General features: G+C 63.9%; 15 protein-coding genes and 1 tRNA gene. 11 read left to right on the top strand and 5 right to left on the bottom strand.

Translation table 11 applies throughout. The annotated features are described in order from the left end of the window. Positions 1-39 precede the first annotated feature (39 nt). The gene (gene dxs, locus U4Z64_RS02975; protein WP_044845272.1) at positions 40-1944 is read left to right on the top strand and encodes a 1-deoxy-D-xylulose-5-phosphate synthase; all 1905 of its coding nucleotides are present in this window, start codon (positions 40-42) and stop codon (positions 1942-1944) included. 154 nt (positions 1945-2098) lie between these two features. Then, positions 2099-2908 (top strand): GTP cyclohydrolase FolE2, encoded by an 810-nt coding sequence (folE2, locus tag U4Z64_RS02970; protein ID WP_044845273.1) that lies wholly within the window; start codon positions 2099-2101, stop codon positions 2906-2908. Positions 2909-3039: 131 nt separating this feature from the next. Here folE2 and tsaD read toward each other — a convergent pair whose 3' ends face one another. Both tsaD and U4Z64_RS02960 read right to left on the bottom strand, forming a co-directional pair. Further along, positions 3040-4080 (bottom strand): tRNA (adenosine(37)-N6)-threonylcarbamoyltransferase complex transferase subunit TsaD, encoded by a 1041-nt coding sequence (tsaD, locus tag U4Z64_RS02965; RefSeq protein WP_044845274.1) that lies wholly within the window; start codon positions 4078-4080, stop codon positions 3040-3042. Between the two features lie 459 nt (positions 4081-4539). Then, on the bottom strand, positions 4540-4761 hold the full coding sequence (locus U4Z64_RS02960; protein ID WP_321819211.1) for a hypothetical protein: 222 nt from the start codon (positions 4759-4761) through the stop codon (positions 4540-4542). A gap of 101 nt (positions 4762-4862) precedes the next feature. Between U4Z64_RS02960 and U4Z64_RS02955 the strand changes: the two genes are divergently transcribed. From U4Z64_RS02955 to U4Z64_RS02920, 8 genes are all read left to right on the top strand, one after another. Then, positions 4863-5279, top strand: coding sequence for a sulfocyanin-like copper-binding protein (locus U4Z64_RS02955; RefSeq protein WP_044845317.1), 417 nt, complete (start codon positions 4863-4865; stop codon positions 5277-5279). A 235-nt stretch (positions 5280-5514) separates the two neighbouring features. Further along, positions 5515-6591, top strand: a complete 1077-nt coding sequence (locus U4Z64_RS02950) for a TIGR03118 family protein (RefSeq protein ID WP_321819210.1) — start codon at positions 5515-5517, stop codon at positions 6589-6591. A gap of 629 nt (positions 6592-7220) precedes the next feature. After that, on the top strand, positions 7221-8441 hold the full coding sequence (locus U4Z64_RS02945) for an NAD(P)/FAD-dependent oxidoreductase (RefSeq protein ID WP_044845276.1): 1221 nt from the start codon (positions 7221-7223) through the stop codon (positions 8439-8441). A gap of 105 nt (positions 8442-8546) precedes the next feature. Then, positions 8547-8759 carry a 30S ribosomal protein S21 gene (gene rpsU, locus U4Z64_RS02940; RefSeq protein ID WP_006479415.1) on the top strand — a complete coding sequence of 71 codons (213 nt, stop codon included), beginning with the start codon at positions 8547-8549 and terminating at the stop codon, positions 8757-8759. Between the two features lie 185 nt (positions 8760-8944). Then, complete coding sequence (locus U4Z64_RS02935; protein ID WP_257770406.1) at positions 8945-9391, top strand: GatB/YqeY domain-containing protein; 447 nt, start codon at positions 8945-8947, stop codon at positions 9389-9391. Positions 9392-9463: 72 nt separating this feature from the next. Continuing rightward, positions 9464-11335 (top strand): DNA primase, encoded by a 1872-nt coding sequence (gene dnaG / locus U4Z64_RS02930; RefSeq protein WP_124486423.1) that lies wholly within the window; start codon positions 9464-9466, stop codon positions 11333-11335. A gap of 88 nt (positions 11336-11423) precedes the next feature. Further along, the gene (gene rpoD / locus U4Z64_RS02925; protein WP_082088531.1) at positions 11424-13841 is read left to right on the top strand and encodes an RNA polymerase sigma factor RpoD; all 2418 of its coding nucleotides are present in this window, start codon (positions 11424-11426) and stop codon (positions 13839-13841) included. A gap of 138 nt (positions 13842-13979) precedes the next feature. Next, positions 13980-14058, top strand: a tRNA-Ile gene (locus U4Z64_RS02920). Between the two features lie 465 nt (positions 14059-14523). Here the strand turns inward: U4Z64_RS02920 and U4Z64_RS02915 are convergent. Together U4Z64_RS02915 and U4Z64_RS02910 are read right to left on the bottom strand one after the other, a co-directional pair. Next, a complete protein-coding gene (locus U4Z64_RS02915; protein WP_321809786.1) occupies positions 14524-15513 on the bottom strand; it encodes an alpha/beta hydrolase fold domain-containing protein in 990 nt (329 codons plus the stop codon). Between the two features lie 179 nt (positions 15514-15692). Continuing rightward, a complete protein-coding gene (locus U4Z64_RS02910; RefSeq protein ID WP_235879203.1) occupies positions 15693-18266 on the bottom strand; it encodes an ATP-binding protein in 2574 nt (857 codons plus the stop codon). A gap of 248 nt (positions 18267-18514) precedes the next feature. Between U4Z64_RS02910 and U4Z64_RS02905 the strand changes: the two genes are divergently transcribed. Continuing rightward, positions 18515-19486 (top strand): LysR family transcriptional regulator, encoded by a 972-nt coding sequence (locus U4Z64_RS02905; protein WP_044845281.1) that lies wholly within the window; start codon positions 18515-18517, stop codon positions 19484-19486. Positions 19487-20167: 681 nt separating this feature from the next. Here U4Z64_RS02905 and U4Z64_RS02900 read toward each other — a convergent pair. After that, entirely contained in the window at positions 20168-20386 is a 219-nt protein-coding gene (locus U4Z64_RS02900; RefSeq protein ID WP_321809787.1) for a hypothetical protein, read from the bottom strand. Positions 20387-21226 lie beyond the last annotated feature (840 nt).

Raw genomic sequence — 21226 nt, 5'->3', positions numbered from 1 at the left:
AGAATGCGGGCGCGTTTGATTTCCTACAATGGAACGACGATGTACGACTTGCTGAAAACCATCGACGACCCGGCGGATCTGCGCCGCCTCGATCGTCGCCAACTCCAACCGCTCGCGGATGAACTGCGCGCGTTCGTGCTCGACAGCGTGTCGAAGACGGGCGGCCATCTGTCGTCCAACCTCGGGACGGTCGAGCTGACGATCGCGTTGCACTACGTGTTCAACACGCCGAACGACCGGATCGTCTGGGACGTGGGTCACCAGACCTACCCGCACAAGATCCTGACGGGCCGCCGCGACCAGATGCATTCGCTGCGCCAGTACGACGGCATCTCGGGTTTCCCGCGCCGCAGCGAGTCGGAATACGACACGTTCGGCACCGCGCACTCGAGCACGTCGATCTCGGCGGCGCTCGGGATGGCGATCGGCAGCCAGCTGAACGGCGACGACCGCTTCTCGATCGCGGTGATCGGCGACGGCGCAATGACGGCCGGCATGGCGTTCGAGGCGATGAACAACGCGGGCGTGTCGGAGGATGCGAAGCTGCTCGTGATCCTCAACGACAACGACATGTCGATTTCGCCGCCGGTCGGCGCGCTGAACCGCCATCTCGCGCGCCTGATGTCGGGCCGCTTCTACGCGGCCGCGCGTGCGGGCGTCGAGCGCGTGCTGAGCGTGGCGCCGCCGGTGCTCGAACTCGCGCGCAAGCTCGAGGAGCACGCGAAGGGCATGGTCGTGCCGGCCACGCTGTTCGAGGAGTTCGGCTTCAACTACATCGGCCCGATCGACGGTCACGATCTCGATTCGCTGATCCCGACGCTGCAGAACATCCGCGAACTGCGCGGCCCGCAATTCCTGCACGTGGTGACGAAGAAAGGCCAGGGCTACAAGCTGGCCGAAGCGGATCCCGTGCTCTATCACGGCCCCGGCAAGTTCAACCCGGCGGAAGGCATCAAGCCGTCGGCCACGCCCGCGAAAAAGACTTATACGCAAGTATTCGGCGAATGGCTGTGCGATGAAGCCGAGCGCGATACGCGCGTCGTCGGCATCACGCCCGCGATGCGCGAAGGCTCGGGCATGGTCGAGTTCGAGAAGCGTTTCAAGGATCGCTACTACGACGTCGGCATCGCCGAGCAGCACGCGGTGACGTTCGCGGGTGGTCTCGCGACCGAAGGGCTGAAGCCCGTCGTCGCGATCTACTCGACGTTCCTGCAACGTGCGTACGACCAGCTGATCCACGACGTCGCGCTGCAGAACCTGCCGGTCGTGTTCGCGATCGACCGCGCGGGCCTCGTCGGCGCCGACGGCGCGACGCACGCGGGCGCATACGATCTCGCGTTCATGCGCTGCATCCCGAACATGACGATCATGGCCGCGTCCGACGAGGACGAGTGCCGCCAGATGCTGCACACGGCGCTGCAGCAGCCGAACCCGACCGCGGTGCGCTATCCGCGCGGCGCGGGCACCGGCGTGCCGACGGTCAAGGAATTCACCGAGATCCCGCTCGGCAAGGGTGAGGTGCGTCGCCGTACGTCGCAGCCGGAAGGCAAGCGCGTCGCGATCCTCGCGTTCGGCACGATGGTCGCGCCGTCGCTCGCGGCGGGCGAGGAGCTCGACGCCACGGTCGCGAACATGCGTTTCGTGAAGCCGGTCGATGCGGCGCTCGTGCGTGAACTCGCCGAGACGCACGACTACCTCGTCACGGTCGAGGAAGGCTGCGTGATGGGCGGTGCGGGCTCGGCCTGCGTCGAAGCCCTGATGGAGAGTGGGGTTATCCGACCCGTAATACAATTGGGCCTCCCTGACCAGTTCATCGATCATGGCGATCCCGCGAAGCTGCTGTCGCAATGCGGCCTCGACGGCGCGGGCATCGCGAAATCGATTCGCGAACGCTTCCTGAGCCCGGCGGCCGATGTCGCCGATCAGGCGAAGCGCGTCGCATAAGCTGGCGCCGCCTGCGGGCGGCGTCGGTGCGACTGGCGCAACCGGTCTACATTGATGCGGAAAACATGGGCCTGCGGGCCCATGTTGCTTTTCCGGCTGCCGCGTGACGCGGCGTGCGCGTCGTCGAACGCGCGGCTTACAAGGATTGAACAAGATGAACCAGATGAATCCCGCCTTCGTGATGCCCGACGTGCAGAGCACGGTGGATACCCGCCAGATTCCGATTCAGCGCGTGGGCGTGAAGGCGGTCCGGCATCCGTTGACGGTGTGCACCGAGAGCGGCGACGTGCAGCCGAGCGTCGGCGTCTGGAATCTCGACGTGCGCCTGCCTGCCGATCAGAAGGGCACGCACATGTCGCGCTTCGTCGCGCTGCTCGAAGAGAACCGTGCGCCGCTGACGGTCGAGCGCTTCCGCGCGATGCTCGCGTCGATGCTCGAGAAGCTGGAAGCCGAGGCCGGCCGCATCGAGGTCACGTTCCCGTACTTCGTGAACAAGACGGCGCCGGTGTCGGGCGTGCAGAGCCTGCTCGACTACGAAGTGACGCTCGCGGGCGAATGCCGCGACGGCGAAACACGCCTGTTCCTGAAGGTGCTCGTGCCGGTGACGAGCCTGTGCCCGTGTTCGAAGAAGATTTCGCAGTACGGCGCGCACAACCAGCGCTCGCACGTGACGATCGATGCCGAACTCGCAGCCGACCTGCCGGTCGAGGCGCTGATCCGCATCGCGGAAGAAGAGGCGTCGTGCGAGCTGTGGGGCTTGCTGAAGCGTCCGGACGAGAAGTTCGTGACGGAGCGCGCGTACGAAAACCCGAAGTTCGTCGAGGATCTGGTGCGCGACGTCGCGCAGCGTCTCGACGCGGACGAGCGCGTGATCGCCTACGTGCTCGAAGCCGAGAACTTCGAGTCGATCCACAATCACAGCGCGTATGCGCTGATCGAGCGCGACAAGCGACACGCTGCGTAACGTCGCATCGCTGCGGCGCTGCGTCGAATTGCCGCTGCAATGAAAAAGGCCGCTCGAATCGAGCGGCCTTCTTGTTTTCCGTCCGGCGCGTGCAGGTGCGAGCGACGTTGCGCCGCGCCGCGCCGCACGATTCAGCGTGCGAGCGACGCGAGATCCCAGCGTGGCTTCACCGTGAACGCGTAGTCCGCATTCGCCTGCTCGGGCCAGCGGCCGAGCCGCAGTGCGCCGGCGAGCGCGATCATTGCGCCGTTGTCGGTGCAGAGCGCGAGATCGGGGTAGTGCACGTCGAAGCCGCGCTTGGCCGCGGCGGCCGACAGCGCCGCGCGCAACTGGCGGTTCGCACCGACGCCGCCCGCGACCACGAGGCGCTTGAGCTTCGTCTTCTTGAGCGCGGCGAGCGATTTCGCGACGAGCACGTCGACGGCTGCGTCGACGAAGCCGCGCGCGAGATCGGCCTTCGCGCGCTCGAGCGCAACGCCCTCCAGCTTCGCCGCTTCGAACTTCTTCATCTGCGTGAGCACGGCCGTCTTCAGGCCGCTGAAGCTGAAGTCGAGATCGCCCGAATGCAGCATCGGGCGCGGCAGCACGACCGCGCCCGGCGTGCCCGTTTCCGCGAGCTTCGACACTTCCGGGCCGCCCGGATAGCCGAGGCCGATCAGCTTCGCCGTCTTGTCGAACGCTTCGCCGGCTGCGTCGTCGAGCGTCTCGCCGAGCGTCTCGTACACGCCGACGTCGGTCACGCGCATCAGTTGCGTGTGGCCGCCCGACACCAGCAGCGCGATGAACGGGAACGGCGGCGGCTCGTCGACGAGCAGCGGCGACAGCAGGTGGCCTTCGAGGTGATGGATGCCGACGGTCGGCTTGTTCCATGCGAGCGCGAGCGCATTCGCGATGCTTGCGCCGACCAGCAGCGCGCCGGCGAGGCCGGGGCCTTGCGTGAATGCGATCGCGTCGATGTCGTCGCGGCGCGTGCCGCTTTGCGCCATGACTTCCTCGAGCAGCGGCAGCGCGCGGCGGATGTGGTCGCGCGACGCGAGCTCGGGCACGACGCCGCCGTATTCGCGGTGCATCGCGATCTGCGAATGGAGCGCGTGCGCGAGCAGGCCGCGCTGCGTGTCGTAGAGCGCGAGGCCGGTTTCGTCGCAGGAGCTTTCGATGCCGAGAACGAGCATGGGTCAGGGCGGGGCGCGCTGCATCGAGCGCGCCGCAGGAAGGTAGACGTAACCGCAAATTATAGCAGGCGAGGGTCGATCGCCGCTTTGCGCGGCCCGGGCCGCAGGCCGGGCAGGTACAACGCTTCTGGAACCTTCGTGGGGTCGGTTCACATGTCGAACAGGATGCTGAGTCGCTTCAACGCGGTTCCCATCCGCGCCGGTCGACGACGGATGGCTCTGTGGCGACAGACGTCAAGACTCTCGGCCGCGTTCTCGTGGAGGCTCGGAGTAGGCCATGTTCCAGATCGCCTCCCTGTACCGGGGAAGACGTATGAGTCGCGCGAATGCACAGCCGGCACACGACGGCCAGGGTGACGGCCGATGCAGCGCGTTTCCGGTGAAATCGAGCTGAAGCGAGTTGCCGGACACTTGCGCGACGGCATCGATCTTCACGCGTCGATGCCGCCGCCGATTTCGTCAGATGGCGAACAGCATCGCGGCAAAGGCTGCATGGAGCCAGCCAACATGTGCGAGTTGGCGGTTACGCACCTGCGTTGCACGGAACGACCATTGCAGGAAGACGATGGCCAGTACCGTGATGAACGCGGCGAGAATGGACGGCGCCGCCCCTGCGCGGCTCCGGGAATAAGTGCCCCGATGCGTACGTTTAGGTATCGCGCGCCTCCCGAGAACGTTCATGCCGTCACACAGGCAGGGGGGCCTTGCGCGCTCGATGAATAGCGCACGGCAGTCGCTCAACTCGCGGCAGACGCGATGCTTCAATGTCTATGGAGGGAGCCATGTATGCCATTTGCAGAGTCATCGTCGTCGCGGGCGCGGTCGTCCTTGGTGTGACGCCGCAGGCAAGCTGGGCGCAGCATACAGTCGACGCGACATTGCTATCGAACTCGATTCAGCTCAAGACGCACACCGTGAAGTCTGGTCGGGTCACGCTTGATGTCAAAAATGCCGCTGACAACAACATGGAACATGAGCTCGTCGTGCTCAAGACGGATCTGTCTGACGATGCGCTCCCTGTCAGAAAAGGAGAGGTAATGGAGCACAGGCTGACGAAAATCGGGGAAGTCGAAGATATCGCGCCCGGCAGGAGCAAGCGTGTGTCATTCAAGCTCGCACCCGGCCACTACGTGCTGATCTGCAACAAGCCGGGGCACTATGAATCCGGCATGCACACAGTGCTTGTCGTGGCACCGTGAATTGCAACGCGGGCTTGCTAGAACAATGGCCGTCAACGACACGTGTCGATATGAGGAGACTTACGTGCATCGGCGTTCGGCTTCCGCCGACAACTATGGATCGACATCGATCGAAGCGAGTTCGCCCGCTTCGGTGACCATGCTTCGAAAATTCATGATGCGCGGGCGAGACGGGCGGAATAAACGAGGTTGCCGATTCGTTTACTAGCTGCTCTTCCACGTTCGGAGTTCCATCATGAAACAGATCCATGCGGCGTTCGGTGCTGCGTTGTCGGCTGTCGTGCTGGCGAGCGTCGTGGCGTGTGGCGGCGGTTCGTCTCACGAGAGACAGTACGCGGTCAGTGCGCTGGTCTCCGACGGCGCTGTTCCGGCTGCGCATGTGGATGCCAACCTGAAGAATCCGTGGGGCATTGCCTTCAATCCCAAGGGCTTCGTCTGGGTCGCGGATAACGGCACGCAGCACGCGACGCTCTACGATGGCAACGGCGTGCCGCAATCGCTCGTCGTGACGATCCCGCCGGGCACGAGCGGCGACCCCGCTCCGACCGGGATCGTGTTCAATGGCACGAATGACTTCATGGTGACCCAGGGCGCCAAATCGGGGCCTGCAGCGTTCATTTTCGTTGGCGAGGGCGGGACCATGACCGCATGGTCGCCCGCGGTCAACCCGACGTCGGCAATCACCGTGTTCGACAGCGGCGGCGCCGCCGTCTACAAGGGGCTCGCGATTGCCAGTAACAACGGGGCGAATTTCCTGTACGCGACGGACTTCCACAACAACCGGATCGACGTGTTCGACCGGACCTTCGCCAAAGTCACGCCAGTCGGCGCGTTTCAGGATCCCGCTTTACCTGCGGGATTCGCGCCATTCGGCATCCAGGCGCTCGGCTCGAAACTGTTCGTCGCCTACGCGAAGCAGGATGCGGCAGCACATGATGACGTCAAGGGCGCAGGCTTCGGCGTGATAGATGTGTTCAGTCCGTCGGGACAATTCCTGCAGCGCTTCGCTACCGGTGGGTCGCTGAATGCGCCGTGGGGTATGGCACTGGCTCCCGCGAATTTTGGACGCTTCAGCAACGCCGTCCTGATCGGCAACTTTGGCGATGGCATGATCCACGCGTTCGATGCGACTTCCGGGGCCATGCTCGGGACCCTTGAGCACGCTGACGGCAGCGCAATCGTCGAGGCCGGACTGTGGGGCATCGCATTCGGGAATGGGCTCAACAGTCAGCCCACTAATACGCTGTTCTTCGCGGCCGGCACGAACGACGAAGCGGATGGTCTCTATGGCCGCATCGACGTGGGGCCGTGATCGCCAGGATGACCTCAGCAGCCAACTCAGGAGCGAGCCGCGCCGAGACTTGATCGGGCAGCCGAAATCCATAAGCGTCGGTTTGGTCAAATGTCACCTCATTCATCGATTGGGACGATCGATCTGCAGGGGCAAGTGAATGTTCGTAAGCGCCTCGCAGCTTCACAAGTGACCTCATTGACTCGCTCAACCTGCCCGGGCTGTGCGGAGCCAGTTTCAATGCGACCTTGACTTCCACTAAAAACAATCAAACACCGTGCGGTCAATGGAAAGAGAGCAAGCGCATCGTCCGAACCGAATCCGAGAGTGTCTCTGGACGGCAACCGTTCATGTTGTCCCAAGGCAGGATCGGGAACCCGGGATCGGGCCGGCTGCTGACGAGGAAGTTCGCTGGTGGATGAGATCAGCCGCATTCAGGTTCTCCTGCCGACCAGCAAGGATGAGGGCCGTCGATTCACGGTTGCGAGCGCAACCTGGGAATCGAAGCTGCGGCCATCCAAGCGTTGCGTTCTCCGCCGTCGCATGTATCATTCGCCCTTCCTCAAGATATTCATCAGTCGCCTACCTCTAAGTGGCTGATAAATATGCATAATTCCTAGCCTATGCAAAGTTCCTGAACAAACCGCGCCATGGAAACTTACGACATCGCCGTGATCGGCGCGGGCGCCGCCGGGATGATGAGCGCCGCGGTCGCCGGGCAACTCGGCCGCCGCGTGGTGCTGATCGACCATGCGCCGCGGCTCGCCGAGAAAATCCGAATCTCGGGCGGCGGCCGCTGCAACTTCACGAACCTCCATGCGGGTCCCGACAACTACCTGTCGTCGAATCCGCATTTCGCGCGCTCGGCGCTTGCGCGCTACACGCCGCGCGACTTCCTCGGGTTGCTCAAGCGTCACCACGTGACCTGGCACGAAAAGCACAAGGGGCAGCTCTTTTGCGATCACGGCAGCGACGCGGTCATCGACGTGCTGAAGCATGAATGCGACGCGGGCGGCATCGCCTGGCGCCGGCCGGTGGTCGTCGACGCGGTGCGCCACGCGCCGTCCGACGGCTTCACGCTCGACACGCAGCAGGCGGGGCCGATCCGCGCACGCGCGCTGATCGTCGCCACCGGCGGCCTGTCGATCCCGAAGATCGGTGCCACCGACTTCGGCTACCGGCTCGCGAAGCAGTTCGGCCACAAGCTCGTCGATACGCGGCCCGCGCTCGTGCCGCTCACCTTTGCGTCGCAGGACTGGGAGCCGTTCGCGGCGCTGTCCGGCGTGTCGCTCGAAGTGCGCGTGTCGACCGGCGACAAGAAGCGCGGCGGCGAATTCGTCGAGGACCTGCTGCTGACCCATCGCGGCCTGTCGGGCCCGGGCATCCTGCAGATCTCCAGCTACTGGCACTCCGGCGACCCGATCCGTATCGACCTGCTGCCGCAGCGCGACGCGGTGGCCGACCTGCTCGACGCGAAGCGCACGTCGAAGCGCCAGATCGGCTCGCTGCTCGCGGACTGGGTGCCGTCGCGCCTCGCCCACGTCTGGCTCGACACGCACCGCGTCGCGGCCGACGCCCGGCTCGCGGACCTGCCCGACAAGACGCTGCGCCAGATCGGCGACGCGCTGTCCGGCTGGACGCTGACGCCGAACGGCACCGAGGGCTACAAGAAGGCCGAGGTGACGAAAGGGGGCGTCGATACGCGCGAACTGTCGTCGGCGACGATGATGAGCGCGCGGGTGCCGGGGCTGTTCTTCATCGGCGAGGCGGTGGACGTGACGGGCTGGCTCGGCGGCTACAACTTCCAGTGGGCATGGGCGTCGGGCACGGCGGCCGGGCAGGCGGCGGCGGAGTTCTCGCGCGGCGCCTGACACGGCTGCGCGCCCTGCCGTTGACGGGACCCGGCCCTTATGTCTTTGCACGACGCTCTGCTATACTCGTAAGTCTTCCCTGCAAACCTTTATTCGTGTCGGATCATGACGATCATTCGCGTTAAAGAAAACGAGCCGTTCGAAGTCGCCATGCGTCGCTTCAAGCGCACGATCGAGAAGAACGGTCTGCTGACCGAGCTTCGTGCGCGGGAGTTCTACGAAAAGCCGACCGCCGAGCGCAAGCGCAAGAAGGCTGCTGCGGTGAAGCGTCATTACAAGCGGATTCGCAGCCAGACGCTGCCGAAGAAGCTGTACTGAACGATTGAGCGCCGCGCGGTTCGCTGAGCGGCGCACCGGCGACCTCCGCACGATCGGCCTCGTTCCGGGGCCGCGAGTCGCCGATGCCGGATTCGAGCAACCCGCTTGAGACTTAGTCCCAAGCGGGTTTTTGTGTTGACGCCCGTTCGCGGGCGTCGAAGTCACGTTTCCATCCCGGGTGCAAGATGAGTTTGAAAGAGCAGATCAGCGAAGACATGAAGGCCGCGATGCGCGCGAAGGAAAGCGAGCGTCTGGCGACGATTCGCCTGCTGATGGCCGCGATCAAGCAGCGCGAGGTCGATGATCGGGTGACCCTCGACGACGCGGGCATCACCGCGGTGATCGACAAGATGATCAAGCAGCGCAAGGACTCGATCAGCCAGTTCGAGGCCGCCGGCCGCGACGATCTCGTCGCGAAGGAGCAGGCCGAACTGACGGTGCTGGGCGCCTACATGCCCGCGCAGCTGTCGGACGCCGAAGTGGCTGCCGAAGTCGAGGCCGCGGTCGCGGCAACCGGCGCAGCCGGCCCGCAGGACATGGGCAAGGTGATGGGCGTGCTGAAGGGCAAGCTCGCCGGCCGCGCCGACATGACGGCCGTTTCCGCGCAGGTCAAGGCCGCGCTGTCGAAGTAAAACCCGCTTCCCGGCGCGTCGCATGCGCGTGCGCCGGAGCGTCGTATTGTCTTTTTTTCGCTCGATCCCACGGTGATTCCGCATTCGTTCCTGCAGGATTTGCTGAACCGCGTCGATATCGTCGACGTGGTGGGCCGGTACGTGCAGCTCAAGAAGGGCGGCGCCAACTTCATGGGGTTGTGCCCGTTCCATAACGAGAAGAGCCCGTCGTTTACCGTCAGCCCGACCAAGCAGTTCTATCACTGCTTCGGCTGCGGCGCGCACGGCACGGCGATCGGCTTCCTGATGGAGCATGCGGGGCTCACGTTCCCGGAAGCCGTGCAGGAGCTCGCGCAGTCGGTCGGCCTGACCGTGCCGCACGAGCCGTCGATGCGCGGCGGCGGCGGTGGGGGCGGCGGCGACTATCCGGCGCCCGTGTCGAAATCGGTCGCGACCGCGCTGTCCGACGTGATGTCCGCCGCGTGCGACTACTACCGCAAGCAACTGCGTGGCGCGACCGTCGCGATCCAGTACCTGAAGAACCGGGGCCTGACCGGCGAGATCGCCGCGCGCTTCGGGCTCGGCTATGCGCCGGACGGCTGGCAGAACCTCGAAACGGCGTTCCCGGACTATCGCGACGACTCGCTCGTCGAATCGGGGCTCGTGATCGTCAGCGAGAAAACCGACGCGCAGGGCGTGGCGCGACGCTACGACCGGTTCCGCGAGCGGATCATGTTTCCGATCCGCAACGTGAAGGGGCAGGTGATCGGGTTCGGCGGACGCGTGCTCGGCAGCGGCGAGCCGAAGTACCTGAATTCGCCGGAAACGCCGCTGTTCAACAAGGGCAGCGAACTGTACGGGCTGTTCGAGGCGCGCCTCGCGATCCGCGAGCGCAAGTACGTGCTGGTCGTCGAAGGCTACATGGACGTCGTCGCGCTCGCCCAGCTCGGCTTCCCGAACGCGGTCGCGACGCTCGGCACGGCATGCACGCCGATCCACGTGCAGAAGTTGCTGCGCCAGACCGACACGGTCATTTTCAGCTTCGACGGCGACTCGGCCGGCCGGCGCGCGGCGCGCCGCGCGCTCGAAGCGTGCCTGCCGCATGCGGCGGACAACCGGACGATCCGATTCCTTTTCCTGCCGGCCGAGCACGATCCGGACAGCTATGTACGCGAATTCGGCGCGGACGCGTTCTCCGAGCAGGTCGAGCGCGCGATGCCGCTGTCGCAATTTCTGTTGAACGAAGCAATTGCGGGCAAGGCGCTCGATCAGCCGGAAGGTCGCGCGAAGGCGCTGTTCGACGCGAAGCCGCTGTTGCAGGCGCTGCCGGCAAACGCGTTGCGCGCGCAGATCATGCACATGTTCGCCGACCGTCTCGATATCCCGTTCGAGGAAGTCGCGGGGTTGTCGGACGTCGATGCGCGCATCGCGGCGCCGCCGCGCCAGGCGCCCGCGCGCAGCGAGCGGCGGCGCGTGACGGACAGCGAAAAGCGCGCGTTGCGCACGCTCGTGATGCATCCGCGGATCGCGTCGCAGCTCGACGACGAACAGCTTGCGACCCTGCGCGCGCTGCCGCGGATCGGCGAGCTGTTCGCCGAAGTCGTCGAGCATGCGCGTGCGCTGGGCGACGGCGCGGAGTTCCGGCTGCTGTCCGATGTCCTGCGGACCTCCTCGAACGGCGCGACTTACGAGGAAATCTTCCGCGAAATTCTGGACTATGATGAAAACGTCCGCGATTTGCTGTTACAGAATCCGGAAGACGAGACGGTGCCCGAGCGGCAGCGTGAACAGGAACGGATCGCGGGGGAGGAACTGCAGGCCGCGGTGCTCAAGATGCGCTATGACGCCTGCTGCGACCGGCTCGATCGGCTGGCGCGGCAATCGACCTTCACACCCGAGGAACTGGCCGAATTGACGGAATTGAACCAGCAGCGAACCGACATGAAACGTCGGCTCGGGCTGTAGGCGGCCGGGGCGCTGAGAGAGGGCGCCCCAGCGTGCTATAATATAAGGTTTCCAGCGGTTTGTTTTCTAAGCAGAGGCGAGATTCGCGATGGCAAAGACGACAGGCGGAAAGAAAGCAGCAGGCAAGGGCTCGACGGAGCCGACCACCAAGGTCACAGCGGCCAAGTCTGCTTCTTCCACCAGGACAACGTCTTCAGCCACGTCAGCCCCTGCAGGAAAGAAAACCGCGGCCGGCACTGCTCAGGCTGCGCCGGCGCCGGCAGCCAGAACACGGGCTGCCGCCAGACCCGACTCCGGGCCGGCCCAGCCGGCGGCGAAGCGGGCAAGTGCGAAAAGCGCAAGGGACACGACTGCCGCCGCGGACGAAACGGCAGTACGTACTACTCATGCACCTACGGTTCAACCGGCTGTCGTCCAGCAGCCGCGAGTCGATATAGCCGGTACGGCGAACTCCATGACCAAAAAGCTGAACGAAGTATCCGTCGATGACGACGCAAATCAGAGCGACGAGCAGCCCGCAGCCGCGGCTGCCCCGGGCAAATCCAAGGTGCGCGATCGTCGCGCCAAGGAAAAGGCGCTGCTGAAGGAAGCGTTCGCGACGAGCACGCCCGGCACGGCCGAGGAGCTCGAAGAGCGCCGCGTGAAACTGCGCGCGCTGATCAAGCTCGGCAAGGAGCGCGGCTTCCTCACGTATGCCGAAATCAACGACCATCTGCCGGACAACTTCACCGAGACCGAAGCCCTCGAAGGCATCATCGGCACGTTCAACGACATGGGCGTGGCGGTTTACGAGCAGGCTCCGGACGCGGAAACGCTGCTCCTGAACGACAACGCGCCGGCCGCGTCGTCGGACGATGAAGTCGAGGAAGAAGCGGAAGTCGCGCTGTCGACCGTCGATTCGGAATTCGGCCGCACGACCGATCCGGTCCGGATGTACATGCGCGAGATGGGCACGGTCGAGCTGCTCACGCGCGAAGGCGAAATCGAGATCGCGAAGCGGATCGAGGACGGCCTGCGCCACATGGTGATGGCGATTTCCGCGTGCCCGACGACGATCGCCGACATCCTCGCGATGGCCGAGCGCGTCGCGAACGAAGAGATCCGCGTCGACGAGCTCGTCGACGGCCTGCTCGATCCGAATGCTTCGGACTCCGCCGATACGGACGGTTTCTCCGCGAAGGAAGCGGAAGCGATCGAGAACGAGGACGAGGAAGCCGAAGAGGAAGAGGAAGAAGAGGAAGAGGAGGAAGACGACGGTGCCGCTCAGGCGTCGGCCAATGCCGCCCAGCTCGAAGCCCTCAAGCGCGCCTCGCTCGACAAGTTCTCGCAGATCAGCGAGTGGTTCGACAAGATGCGCCGCGCGTTCGAGAAGGAAGGCTACAAGTCGAAATCCTACTTGAAGGCGCAGGAAACGATCCAGACCGAACTGATGACGATCCGCTTCACCGCGCGTACCGTCGAGCGTCTGTGCGACACGCTGCGTGCGCAAGTGGACGAAGTGCGTCAGGTCGAGCGTCAGATCCTGCACATCGTCGTCGACAAGTGCGGCATGCCGCGTTCGGAATTCATCGCGCGCTTCCCCGGCAGCGAGACGGATCTCGACTGGGCCGAGAAGATCGCGGCCGAAGGCCACGCGTACAGCGCGGTCCTGTCGCGTAACGTTCCGGCGATCCGCGAGCAGCAGCAGCGTCTGATCGACCTGCAGGCGCGCGTCGTGCTGCCGCTGAAGGACCTGAAGGAAACCAACCGCCAGATGGCGGCCGGCGAACTGAAGGCGCGTCAGGCGAAGCGTGAAATGACCGAGGCGAACCTGCGTCTCGTGATCTCGATCGCGAAGAAGTACACGAACCGCGGCCTGCAGTTCCTCGACCTGATCCAGGAAGGCAACATCGGCCTGATGAAGGCGGTGGACAAGTTCGAATACCGTCGCGGCTACAAGTTCTCGACCTATGCGACGTGGTGGATCCGCCAGGCCATCACGCGTTCGATCGCGGACCAGGCGCGCACGATCCGTATTCCGGTTCACATGATCGAAACGATCAACAAGATGAACCGCATCTCGCGGCAGATCCTGCAGGAAACCGGTCTCGAGCCGGATCCGGCAACGCTCGCCGAGAAGATGGAGATGCCGGAAGACAAGATCCGCAAGATCATGAAGATCGCGAAGGAGCCGATCTCGATGGAAACGCCGATCGGTGACGACGACGATTCCCATCTCGGCGACTTCATCGAGGACAACAACACGGTCGCGCCGGCGGATGCCGCGCTGCATGCCAGCATGCGCGACGTCGTGAAGGACGTGCTCGATTCGCTGACGCCGCGTGAGGCGAAGGTGCTGCGGATGCGCTTCGGTATCGAGATGAGCACCGATCACACGCTCGAGGAAGTCGGCAAGCAGTTCGACGTTACCCGCGAGCGGATCCGTCAGATCGAGGCCAAGGCGCTGCGCAAGCTGCGTCACCCGAGCCGTTCCGACAAGCTGAAGTCGTTCCTCGAAGGGAACTGATTTCCAGCGTCTCACTTGCGAACGCCGCCGGTATCCGCGTGATGCCGGTGGCGTTTGTCCTCTTTAGCGGCTTTGTTGTTACAATGCCGGCCCGGCTTCGTTGCCGGGGTGGCGTGTAGCACCGGTTGCTTCCCGTCTGGGCCCCTAGCTCATGCTTGGTTAGAGCAGCGAACTCATAATTCGTTGGTGCCGGGTTCGACTCCCGGGGGGCCCACCAGATTCGCTTCCAGGGTTATCCGGGGAAGTCTGTGCCGTTGAGCATAAGTTGTCCACCTGGACACGTTATGCCTTATTTCGCGATTATGACGCCTCGGATGCCGGTCATGGTTTCACGGGGCATCCGGGTTGAACGACTGCGCCGGCGACTGATCGACCGGCACGCAGCAGTTGCTCGAAGATGGCCGTCTGCGCGCGTCGACTTTCGGAGGGCGGTGGCCCGGCCGTCGTCTGCGCTCAAAAAGGCGCACGCCTATCCATAACAGAGTCGCGATATACACGAGCGACGAGAGTCCCAGTTCTGTCGACGGTGCATCCCTGCGCAGCTTCCTCAAGACAGTGCAGAACCTCGACTGCATGACTACCGCAGGCATCGCGGTCTACTACTCGATTTCCTGAGGGGATGGGAAGGTTGAGCTGTGGCGTTCGTCAATGCAGTCAACGGACATATCGATCTGTCCCATATTCAGTGTCCGCGTAGCGTCGCGCGGATCGTGCCGCATGCCAATCGCAATGCAGCCTCGGTAGGCGGCGTGTCGGCGAGGCCGTCGAGTACCGTGAAATCGTGAATCGTGCCGAGGCAGCGAACCGCGCTTACGCGAACCCCGGCGAGCATCAGCTTGCGGGCGTAGGCTTCGCCGTCGTCACGTGCGACATCGTTTTCGGCTGTGACGATCAGCGCGGGAGGCAGGTCTTCGAGGTCCGTGTAACTCGCGTTTAGCGGCATTGCGATTATTTCGCCGAGGTTTTCTGACGAAAAGCGCGTCCGTGCGTGCATGCGCCCGGTGTGTGGGGTCAAGCCGGGACCGTCGGCGTATTTCGCTGCCGAGGCGCCCGCCGGGCTTGTGGAAAGCGTCGGACACAGCATGACCTGAAGCGCGATACGGGGGCCACGGCGCGCCTTGACGAGCAGCGCGAGGGTGGCGGCGAGATGACCGCCCGTGCCTTCGCCTGCGACGATAAGGGTGCCTGCGTCGAGATTCAATGCGCGTGCGTGCTCGTGCAGATGGACGAGCGCGGTGAATGCCTGCTCGTTTTGGGTCTGAAAGCACGCAGCGGGTGCCGAGGTGTAATCGACGAGCACGACGGCCGCCTCGGCGTCGGTGGCAATCCTGCGCGCGAGCCGGTTGTCGCTTTGGCCACCCGCGAAGCTCACGCTGCCCGGCAGGAAGAGCACGGCGGGCAGCGGAGTGGGCGCCGCCTGCGGCGGTCGTACGATCCGTATCGTGAAGCCCGGATCCGCAGCGCCAGCTTTCAGCGCGATTTCTTCGGCGTGGATCGCATCCGTAGCATCGCCGTTTGCCCATTCGCGCAGACGCGCTGCCGGAACCCCTGCCTCAGTGGCATGGTCGAGGAACGATTGCGTTTCCGCATCGAGGACCGGATACGAGTCTGCGGATCTGATCAGGCCCGGTGCGGCGTCTTCGGGCGGACGGGCAGACGTGAAATCATCCATGGGGCAGTTTCCGATGAGTAAGGCTTGCTTGTCGATCCGGCACCGTTGGCCGTCGACAGAACAAATTTTCATCGGATTCCCGCACGAGCCACAGTTAAGCGTTGCTAAGAGGCGTTAAGCCCGTGTCCAGCAAAGCGTTCAGGCTAGTGACGCACGCTTCGAGCCGATTTACCGTCGCTTCAGGTCTGCACACCGCGCATTGCCGCAGCCTCCTGCAAATGCACCTGTAACCACGACGGCGTGTTCCCCCGTCCAGCTTCGATCAATGCGTTTGCGCTCCCTGCGTCGCCAGCGCGCGCGAACACTTCGAGTTGCATCGGGGTTGCGCCGTCCGGCGTGACAGGTCTCCCTTCGTGAATGGCCTCGAAGCCCTCGCCCCATTTGTCCCAATACGCGAGACCGCGCCGGCGCGTGCGCTCGCGAAGCCGTGCGGTCCATTCGCGCGCGAGCGCGACTTCACCTTCCCATGTCGCGACGGCGATCGAGCCGATCGCGAGCCCATAACAGACGGTCAGATCGTGATCGATCGCCAGCGCCTCCGTCGCGCAGTCGCGCGCGAGCGCCATCGCCGCGTCGGTCTCGCCTTGCAGCCACAGAATGCGCATCAGAATGGAAATCGCAGCGATATGCGCGTCGACCTGCGCGTGATTCGCGTGCGTCGCGCGCACCGGGTCCTTGTCGCGAGCCATCACCCCTTCGATCAGCGCCCGCGCGATATCGTGGTCCCCGAGGAAGTGATGTGACAACGCGCACATCCGCTCGCCGGTTTGCGTCGTCGCAAAATCGCCCGTCCGCGCGGCGGCAGCGCGAAACGCACGCGCATGTTCGAGGCTTTCCGCATACGCGCCCGCGAGCGTCCGATGCGCCCACACGCCCCACAGCGTGCGCAATGCGAGCCGGTCGTCGCCGAGGCGCTGCGCGGCGGCCTGTGCGGCGTCGAACGCGTTCGCCATGTCCGCCGTCGGCCCACGCGTGTGCCACAGCGCGTGACCGTACGCGGCGAGCAGCTCGATATACTGCTCCTTACCCGCCAGATCCGAGTTTTCCGCCGCGGCGATCGCGCGCTCGGCCATCCCGAGGAACTCGTGAGGGAGCGAAAGATGGAACCACAGCGGCGCCGTCGCGATGAGCAGGTCGATCGCGAGCTTCGGCTCGCCATCCTGGCCGGCTGCCCAATCAAAAGCGGCTCGCACGTCGTCGATTCGCTGGCTGTGAATCGCGAGCCACTGACGCGGCGCCTTGCCTTCCCACGCCGCCACGGGGTCGGCAAAGATCGCACAGCAGTACAACGCATGACGGCGGCGCGCTTCATCGAGTTCGTCCGCCTCTTCAAGTCGCATATATGCGTAATGGCGCGTCGTGTCGAGCAGTCGATAGGGATGGTCCGAATCGTCGATTACGCAGGCGATCAGCGACTTGGCGATCAGGCCAGTGACGGCGTCGAAGGCGGCGAGGTCATCGACGTCGCCACTGGCCGCGACAGCCGCAGCGGCATCTATGCCGAAGGCAGCCCGCATGACTGAGAGGCGGCGCAGCACCTGGCGCTCCTCCGGCCGGAGCAATTCATAGCTCCAGTCGAGCGTCGCGCGCAGCGTCTGCTGGCGCGGAAGTGCCGTGCGGCGGCCCTGCGTGAGTAGCGCGAAGCGGTCGTCGAGCCGCGCTGCAATCGAATGCACGTCCATCAAGCCGACGCGCGCCGCCGCAAACTCGATCGCGAGCGGGATACCGTCGAGCCGTCGGCAAATATCGATCACGGGGCCCAGATTCGCCTCGCTCAACGCAAACCGGTCATTGGCGGCGCGTGCGCGGTCGTGAAACAGGGCGATCGCCGGGAACTGCACGGCGTCGTGGAGGCTCACGCCTGCGTCAGTGTCGGGCGACGGCAACGCGGCGAGGCGATGGACGGATTCGCCTTCCGCGCGCAGCGGCTCGCGGCTCGTGACCAGCAAATGCACGCCGGACGCGCCTTGCAGCAGTTGCTCGGCGAGTACGGCAACGGCATCGATCAGATGCTCGCAGTTATCCAGCACCAGCAGCACCGGCGACGCCCCAAGCGCCTGGACAAGATCGGGCACCGGATCGCCGCTCGGGACGGCAACACCTAGCGCCGACGCGATCGTACTGGCCGCGCTCGCGGCCGCGGAGACCGGCGCGAAATTGACGAACACGGCGCGCATGCCGGTGCGCTGGGCGAAGCGATGCGCGACAGCGACGGCCACGGTCGTCTTGCCCATGCCTCCCGGGCCGGCGATGGTGAGCAAGCGTCGCTCGGGCAAGTGGTCAGTCAGACCTGCGATGACGTCCTCGCGGCCTATCACGCGAGCGAGCGTGACCGGCAGACTGCGTGAACCGCTTTCGGACCCGGTGGAAGGCTGCACTGCGTGCGGATGAGGCCGTGGTGCGGCAGGGTCCGCTGCTTCGGCCCGGGTAACGGGCGCGGCGAAACGATAGCCGCGTCCGGTCTCGTTGACGATGTAACGCACACCGTCCGGTCCGTCGCCGAGCACCTTGCGCAGCGCCGACAGATGCACGCGCAGCGCACCTTCCTCGACGACGTTGTCCACCCAGACGCTGTCGCACAGATTGCGCGTCGAGACCAGCGCGCCCGCATGCTCGACAAGTACGACGAGAATGTCGAGCGCGCGGCTGCCGATTTTCAGCGGCGTCCCGTCCTTGAGCAGGACTCGTTGCGGGAATTGCAGCGTAAAAGGGCCGAACGCGAGGCTGTAAGGAGCGGTCATCGAGAGCGTCATCGCGCGGGTTGAGTGTCGGCCAATACGGTGCGCTGGTCGCGCACACTGACGCAAAAACAGCCAATCATTGCGCAGAAGCGCAGTACGCGCCCTTAAAAGATCTTAAAAAAACCGCTTTGTTCCAGCCGACGAAGCTTGGCACGGATCCGGGCGCCGACTTAGCAACGCTTAACAAGTCGTAACTGGCCCGATGCGCGTCTCCCCGCCAACATTGCTCCATGCAAGCCAATCAATGATCGGAGGTCGATATGGAGCGTCTGAAAGCGCTGGAGGTATTCAAGGCAGTGGCGGACCACGGCAGTTTCACGCGGGCGGCGGACGCCACGAATATTGGCGTACCGTCGGTGAGCCGCGCGGTGCAGGATCTTGAAACGATGCTCGGTGTGCAGCTCTTCAACCGGACCACGCGCCGCGTCGCGTTGACCACGGCGGGCCATGCGGTACTCGAGCGCGTCACGGGCGTCCTGTCCTCCTATGAAGACCTCGCGCGTACCGGCAGCGACGAAGCCGGCGATTGCGCGGGTAACGTCCGCATCGAGGTGCCGGCAATCTTCGATACCGCCCGCCTCACTTCCGTCCTGGTCCGCTTCATGCGCGCCTGGCCGAAAGTACGGGTCGACGTACGGCGCGTCGACCACCTGGCCGACACGCTCGGCGATCTTGCAGACCTCGCAATCGTCGTCGGTCGCTCGGCGCCGTCGTCGTGCATCGCGCGAGCACTCGCGGACGTGCCTTTCGGGCTCTATGCGAGTCCTGCCTGGCTCGAACGGACCAACGATCTCGCTCACCCGCTCGATGTGCCTGCCGAGGCTTGCCTCGCGACGGGGGCACAGCATTCGGTGTGGACGGTCAGCCATGAAGCATCCGGGGAGTGTGTGTCGCTTGCCCCGCGCGCGGCGCTGCGCACGAATTGTCCTCATGCGCTTCTCGCGGCGGCCGTCGACGGCGAGGGGGTAGCAATCCTGCCCAACCAGCTCGCACAAGCGGCGCTCAATCGCGGCGAACTCGTGTGCGTGCTCGATGCGTGGCAGGTGGCGCCACTGGAAGCCTGCCTCGTCTACCGGTCCAGACGCAATCTCCCCGCGCGGGTGCGCAGATTGACCGATTATTTGCTCGACGCCTTCGGCGAGCAGCGCGACGAGGTTGGCGCAATGGTGGCTGTACCGAACATTACTCAGATTGCAGCGACGCAGGCGACGCTAACGCCGTGCGCAGCTTGATGAATATCTTGCTTATACGAATGCAGGGGAAACAACGAAATGATGGTTGATTTTGCTGGATGTCTGCTGGACGTGTCGTCGCGGTATCTCGGACTCGCGACCAAGAACCGGACGGTAGTGGCTGACGTCGACGCCGGATCAGGACACGCAACGCGTGTGAGCGATTCACGTTGGCACGGGTTGCAGTGGTTTCCCAACTCGGTGGCGAATGTCTCTACGGCAGACGCTACAGTTGAGAGCAGTGTGCTAGACGCTCCTCCAATGATGTCGGCGCGGTAAGTAGTGCGTCAGTCGAATTGGGAAGATATGCGGCAGCCAAGACCGAGAGTACAAAACCGGATGGGATCCCCGACAATAGGCGATTGCGCAGATATCGGTGATGAAGAGATCGCGTCATTCTTCACAACTGCTACGACCTAGGCATAAAGTCGTCGGCACCCCATAGTCGAAGTCATGTTGAGTGGTGTAATAGGGCTCAGTAGCAGTTTGTAAGGTCGTAAATGACTGGTCGGCGTACGAAAAACGCAGCTCGTCGGACGTGACTTGTCGGCGGGCGCCGTTCCATACCTCAGCGAGCTCGAGGTTATGGCGTCTGGTTGGTTCTTCGCGGAGCACCAGCCTCCCGGCGGTATGCCATGGAAATCGTGAGGTCGATGTCGAATACCCGGTGCCGGTATGCTCTCAACATCCCAGCGGGTCGTTTTCTTCGGTCTGTGAATCCAGCCACGCTCGCGCCCCGGCGTCTCTTCTCGCTCGGTACTCTTGTACGGAAGCGAGGTCGATGTCGAACTGACCAGAAGGGTTTCTCGGCAAAACTTCCATCAGTTTCCCGTGGGCGAGCAGCATGTTGATATGAGCGCAACTCACGAAGAGATACTTTGCTGCTTCTTCAACGGTCATGGTGAACGCATTTACGATCGATTATTCAATTCGGGCCGTTCGTCGCCGGTCGCAATGGCTGGCTGTTCGCGAAGTTACCACCGTCGTGACTGCCGACGACTATGCGGTGCTCATGCCATGGATCTAGAAATAACCTACGGATTTCGTCGTTTGATTAAGCTCGCACCAGCGCTTCCATACATAGTCCGCATTGTTTGACCAACCGGGCTCCCCGATGAGCTGATAAATGCGGCCGGAGCGCGTCTCGCCGCGTCAACTCTCAAGGTCGAACGTAACGACCTCAGAGCTGGCGCGTCCTGTGCGGTCTCGGTTGTCTGCGCCGACAAAATGTCGAGTCCCGTCCGATGTTTCCAAGATTCTCCAGCGCGATCGCGAGACCCCCGGCTCGTCAATTACGGGGGCGATTCTCCAAATAGGCATGAGCATCTCCTGTTCGCCGCTGAGGGCCTGGCGGGAAGACGTCGTCTCCCACACTGGCGGCACGTCATTCATGGTATTCGAATTCGCGTCGCGTTAAAGTTAAAAACTGGATTATTTTATTGGTAATTTTTCGGACGGGATATGCTTTATATTTAACTGATTGGTCGATTTATGGTTTTTTGAGGAAAATGTGATTGCAGGTGGTGACATAATGTGTGGACCGCTTATTCTTTATCTCGAGGACGAGTTATGCTTAACGGCACAGCGGTGCAACCGACCTCGATTGGACGCGAAAAGCCGGCCCGGTGGGCCGGCTTTTTCGTTTCTGGGCTTCAACGCGTCGGATCCGGGCAATCCATGGCTCCGGACTACCCGAACGGGTAGGGACCGTTCGTGTTCCCCATCCCTAAACTGCCTTCC

The sequence above is a fragment of the Burkholderia sp. BCC1996 genome (assembly GCF_905339955.1).
In the GTDB taxonomy this organism is placed as follows: Bacteria; Pseudomonadota; Gammaproteobacteria; order Burkholderiales; family Burkholderiaceae; genus Burkholderia.
This window is presented reverse-complemented; position numbering and strand designations above follow the sequence as displayed.

Bases quoted from the DNA above. Each gene is read 5' to 3' on its own strand.
- U4Z64_RS02945 (WP_044845276.1), top strand. From the start codon at position 7,221: ATGGAAACTTACGACATCGCCGTGATCGGCGCGGGCGCCGCCGGGATG.
- U4Z64_RS02915 (WP_321809786.1), bottom strand. From the start codon at position 15,513: ATGGATGATTTCACGTCTGCCCGTCCGCCCGAAGACGCCGCACCGGGC.
- folE2 (WP_044845273.1), top strand. From the start codon at position 2,099: ATGAACCAGATGAATCCCGCCTTCGTGATGCCCGACGTGCAGAGCACG.
- U4Z64_RS02900 (WP_321809787.1), bottom strand. From the start codon at position 20,386: ATGACCGTTGAAGAAGCAGCAAAGTATCTCTTCGTGAGTTGCGCTCAT.
- U4Z64_RS02935 (WP_257770406.1), top strand. From the start codon at position 8,945: ATGAGTTTGAAAGAGCAGATCAGCGAAGACATGAAGGCCGCGATGCGC.
- tsaD (WP_044845274.1), bottom strand. From the start codon at position 4,080: ATGCTCGTTCTCGGCATCGAAAGCTCCTGCGACGAAACCGGCCTCGCG.
- U4Z64_RS02960 (WP_321819211.1), bottom strand. From the start codon at position 4,761: ATGAACGTTCTCGGGAGGCGCGCGATACCTAAACGTACGCATCGGGGC.
- U4Z64_RS02955 (WP_044845317.1), top strand. From the start codon at position 4,863: ATGTATGCCATTTGCAGAGTCATCGTCGTCGCGGGCGCGGTCGTCCTT.
- dxs (WP_044845272.1), top strand. From the start codon at position 40: ATGTACGACTTGCTGAAAACCATCGACGACCCGGCGGATCTGCGCCGC.
- U4Z64_RS02910 (WP_235879203.1), bottom strand. From the start codon at position 18,266: ATGACGCTCTCGATGACCGCTCCTTACAGCCTCGCGTTCGGCCCTTTT.
- U4Z64_RS02950 (WP_321819210.1), top strand. From the start codon at position 5,515: ATGAAACAGATCCATGCGGCGTTCGGTGCTGCGTTGTCGGCTGTCGTG.
- rpoD (WP_082088531.1), top strand. From the start codon at position 11,424: ATGGCAAAGACGACAGGCGGAAAGAAAGCAGCAGGCAAGGGCTCGACG.
- U4Z64_RS02905 (WP_044845281.1), top strand. From the start codon at position 18,515: ATGGAGCGTCTGAAAGCGCTGGAGGTATTCAAGGCAGTGGCGGACCAC.
- rpsU (WP_006479415.1), top strand. From the start codon at position 8,547: ATGACGATCATTCGCGTTAAAGAAAACGAGCCGTTCGAAGTCGCCATG.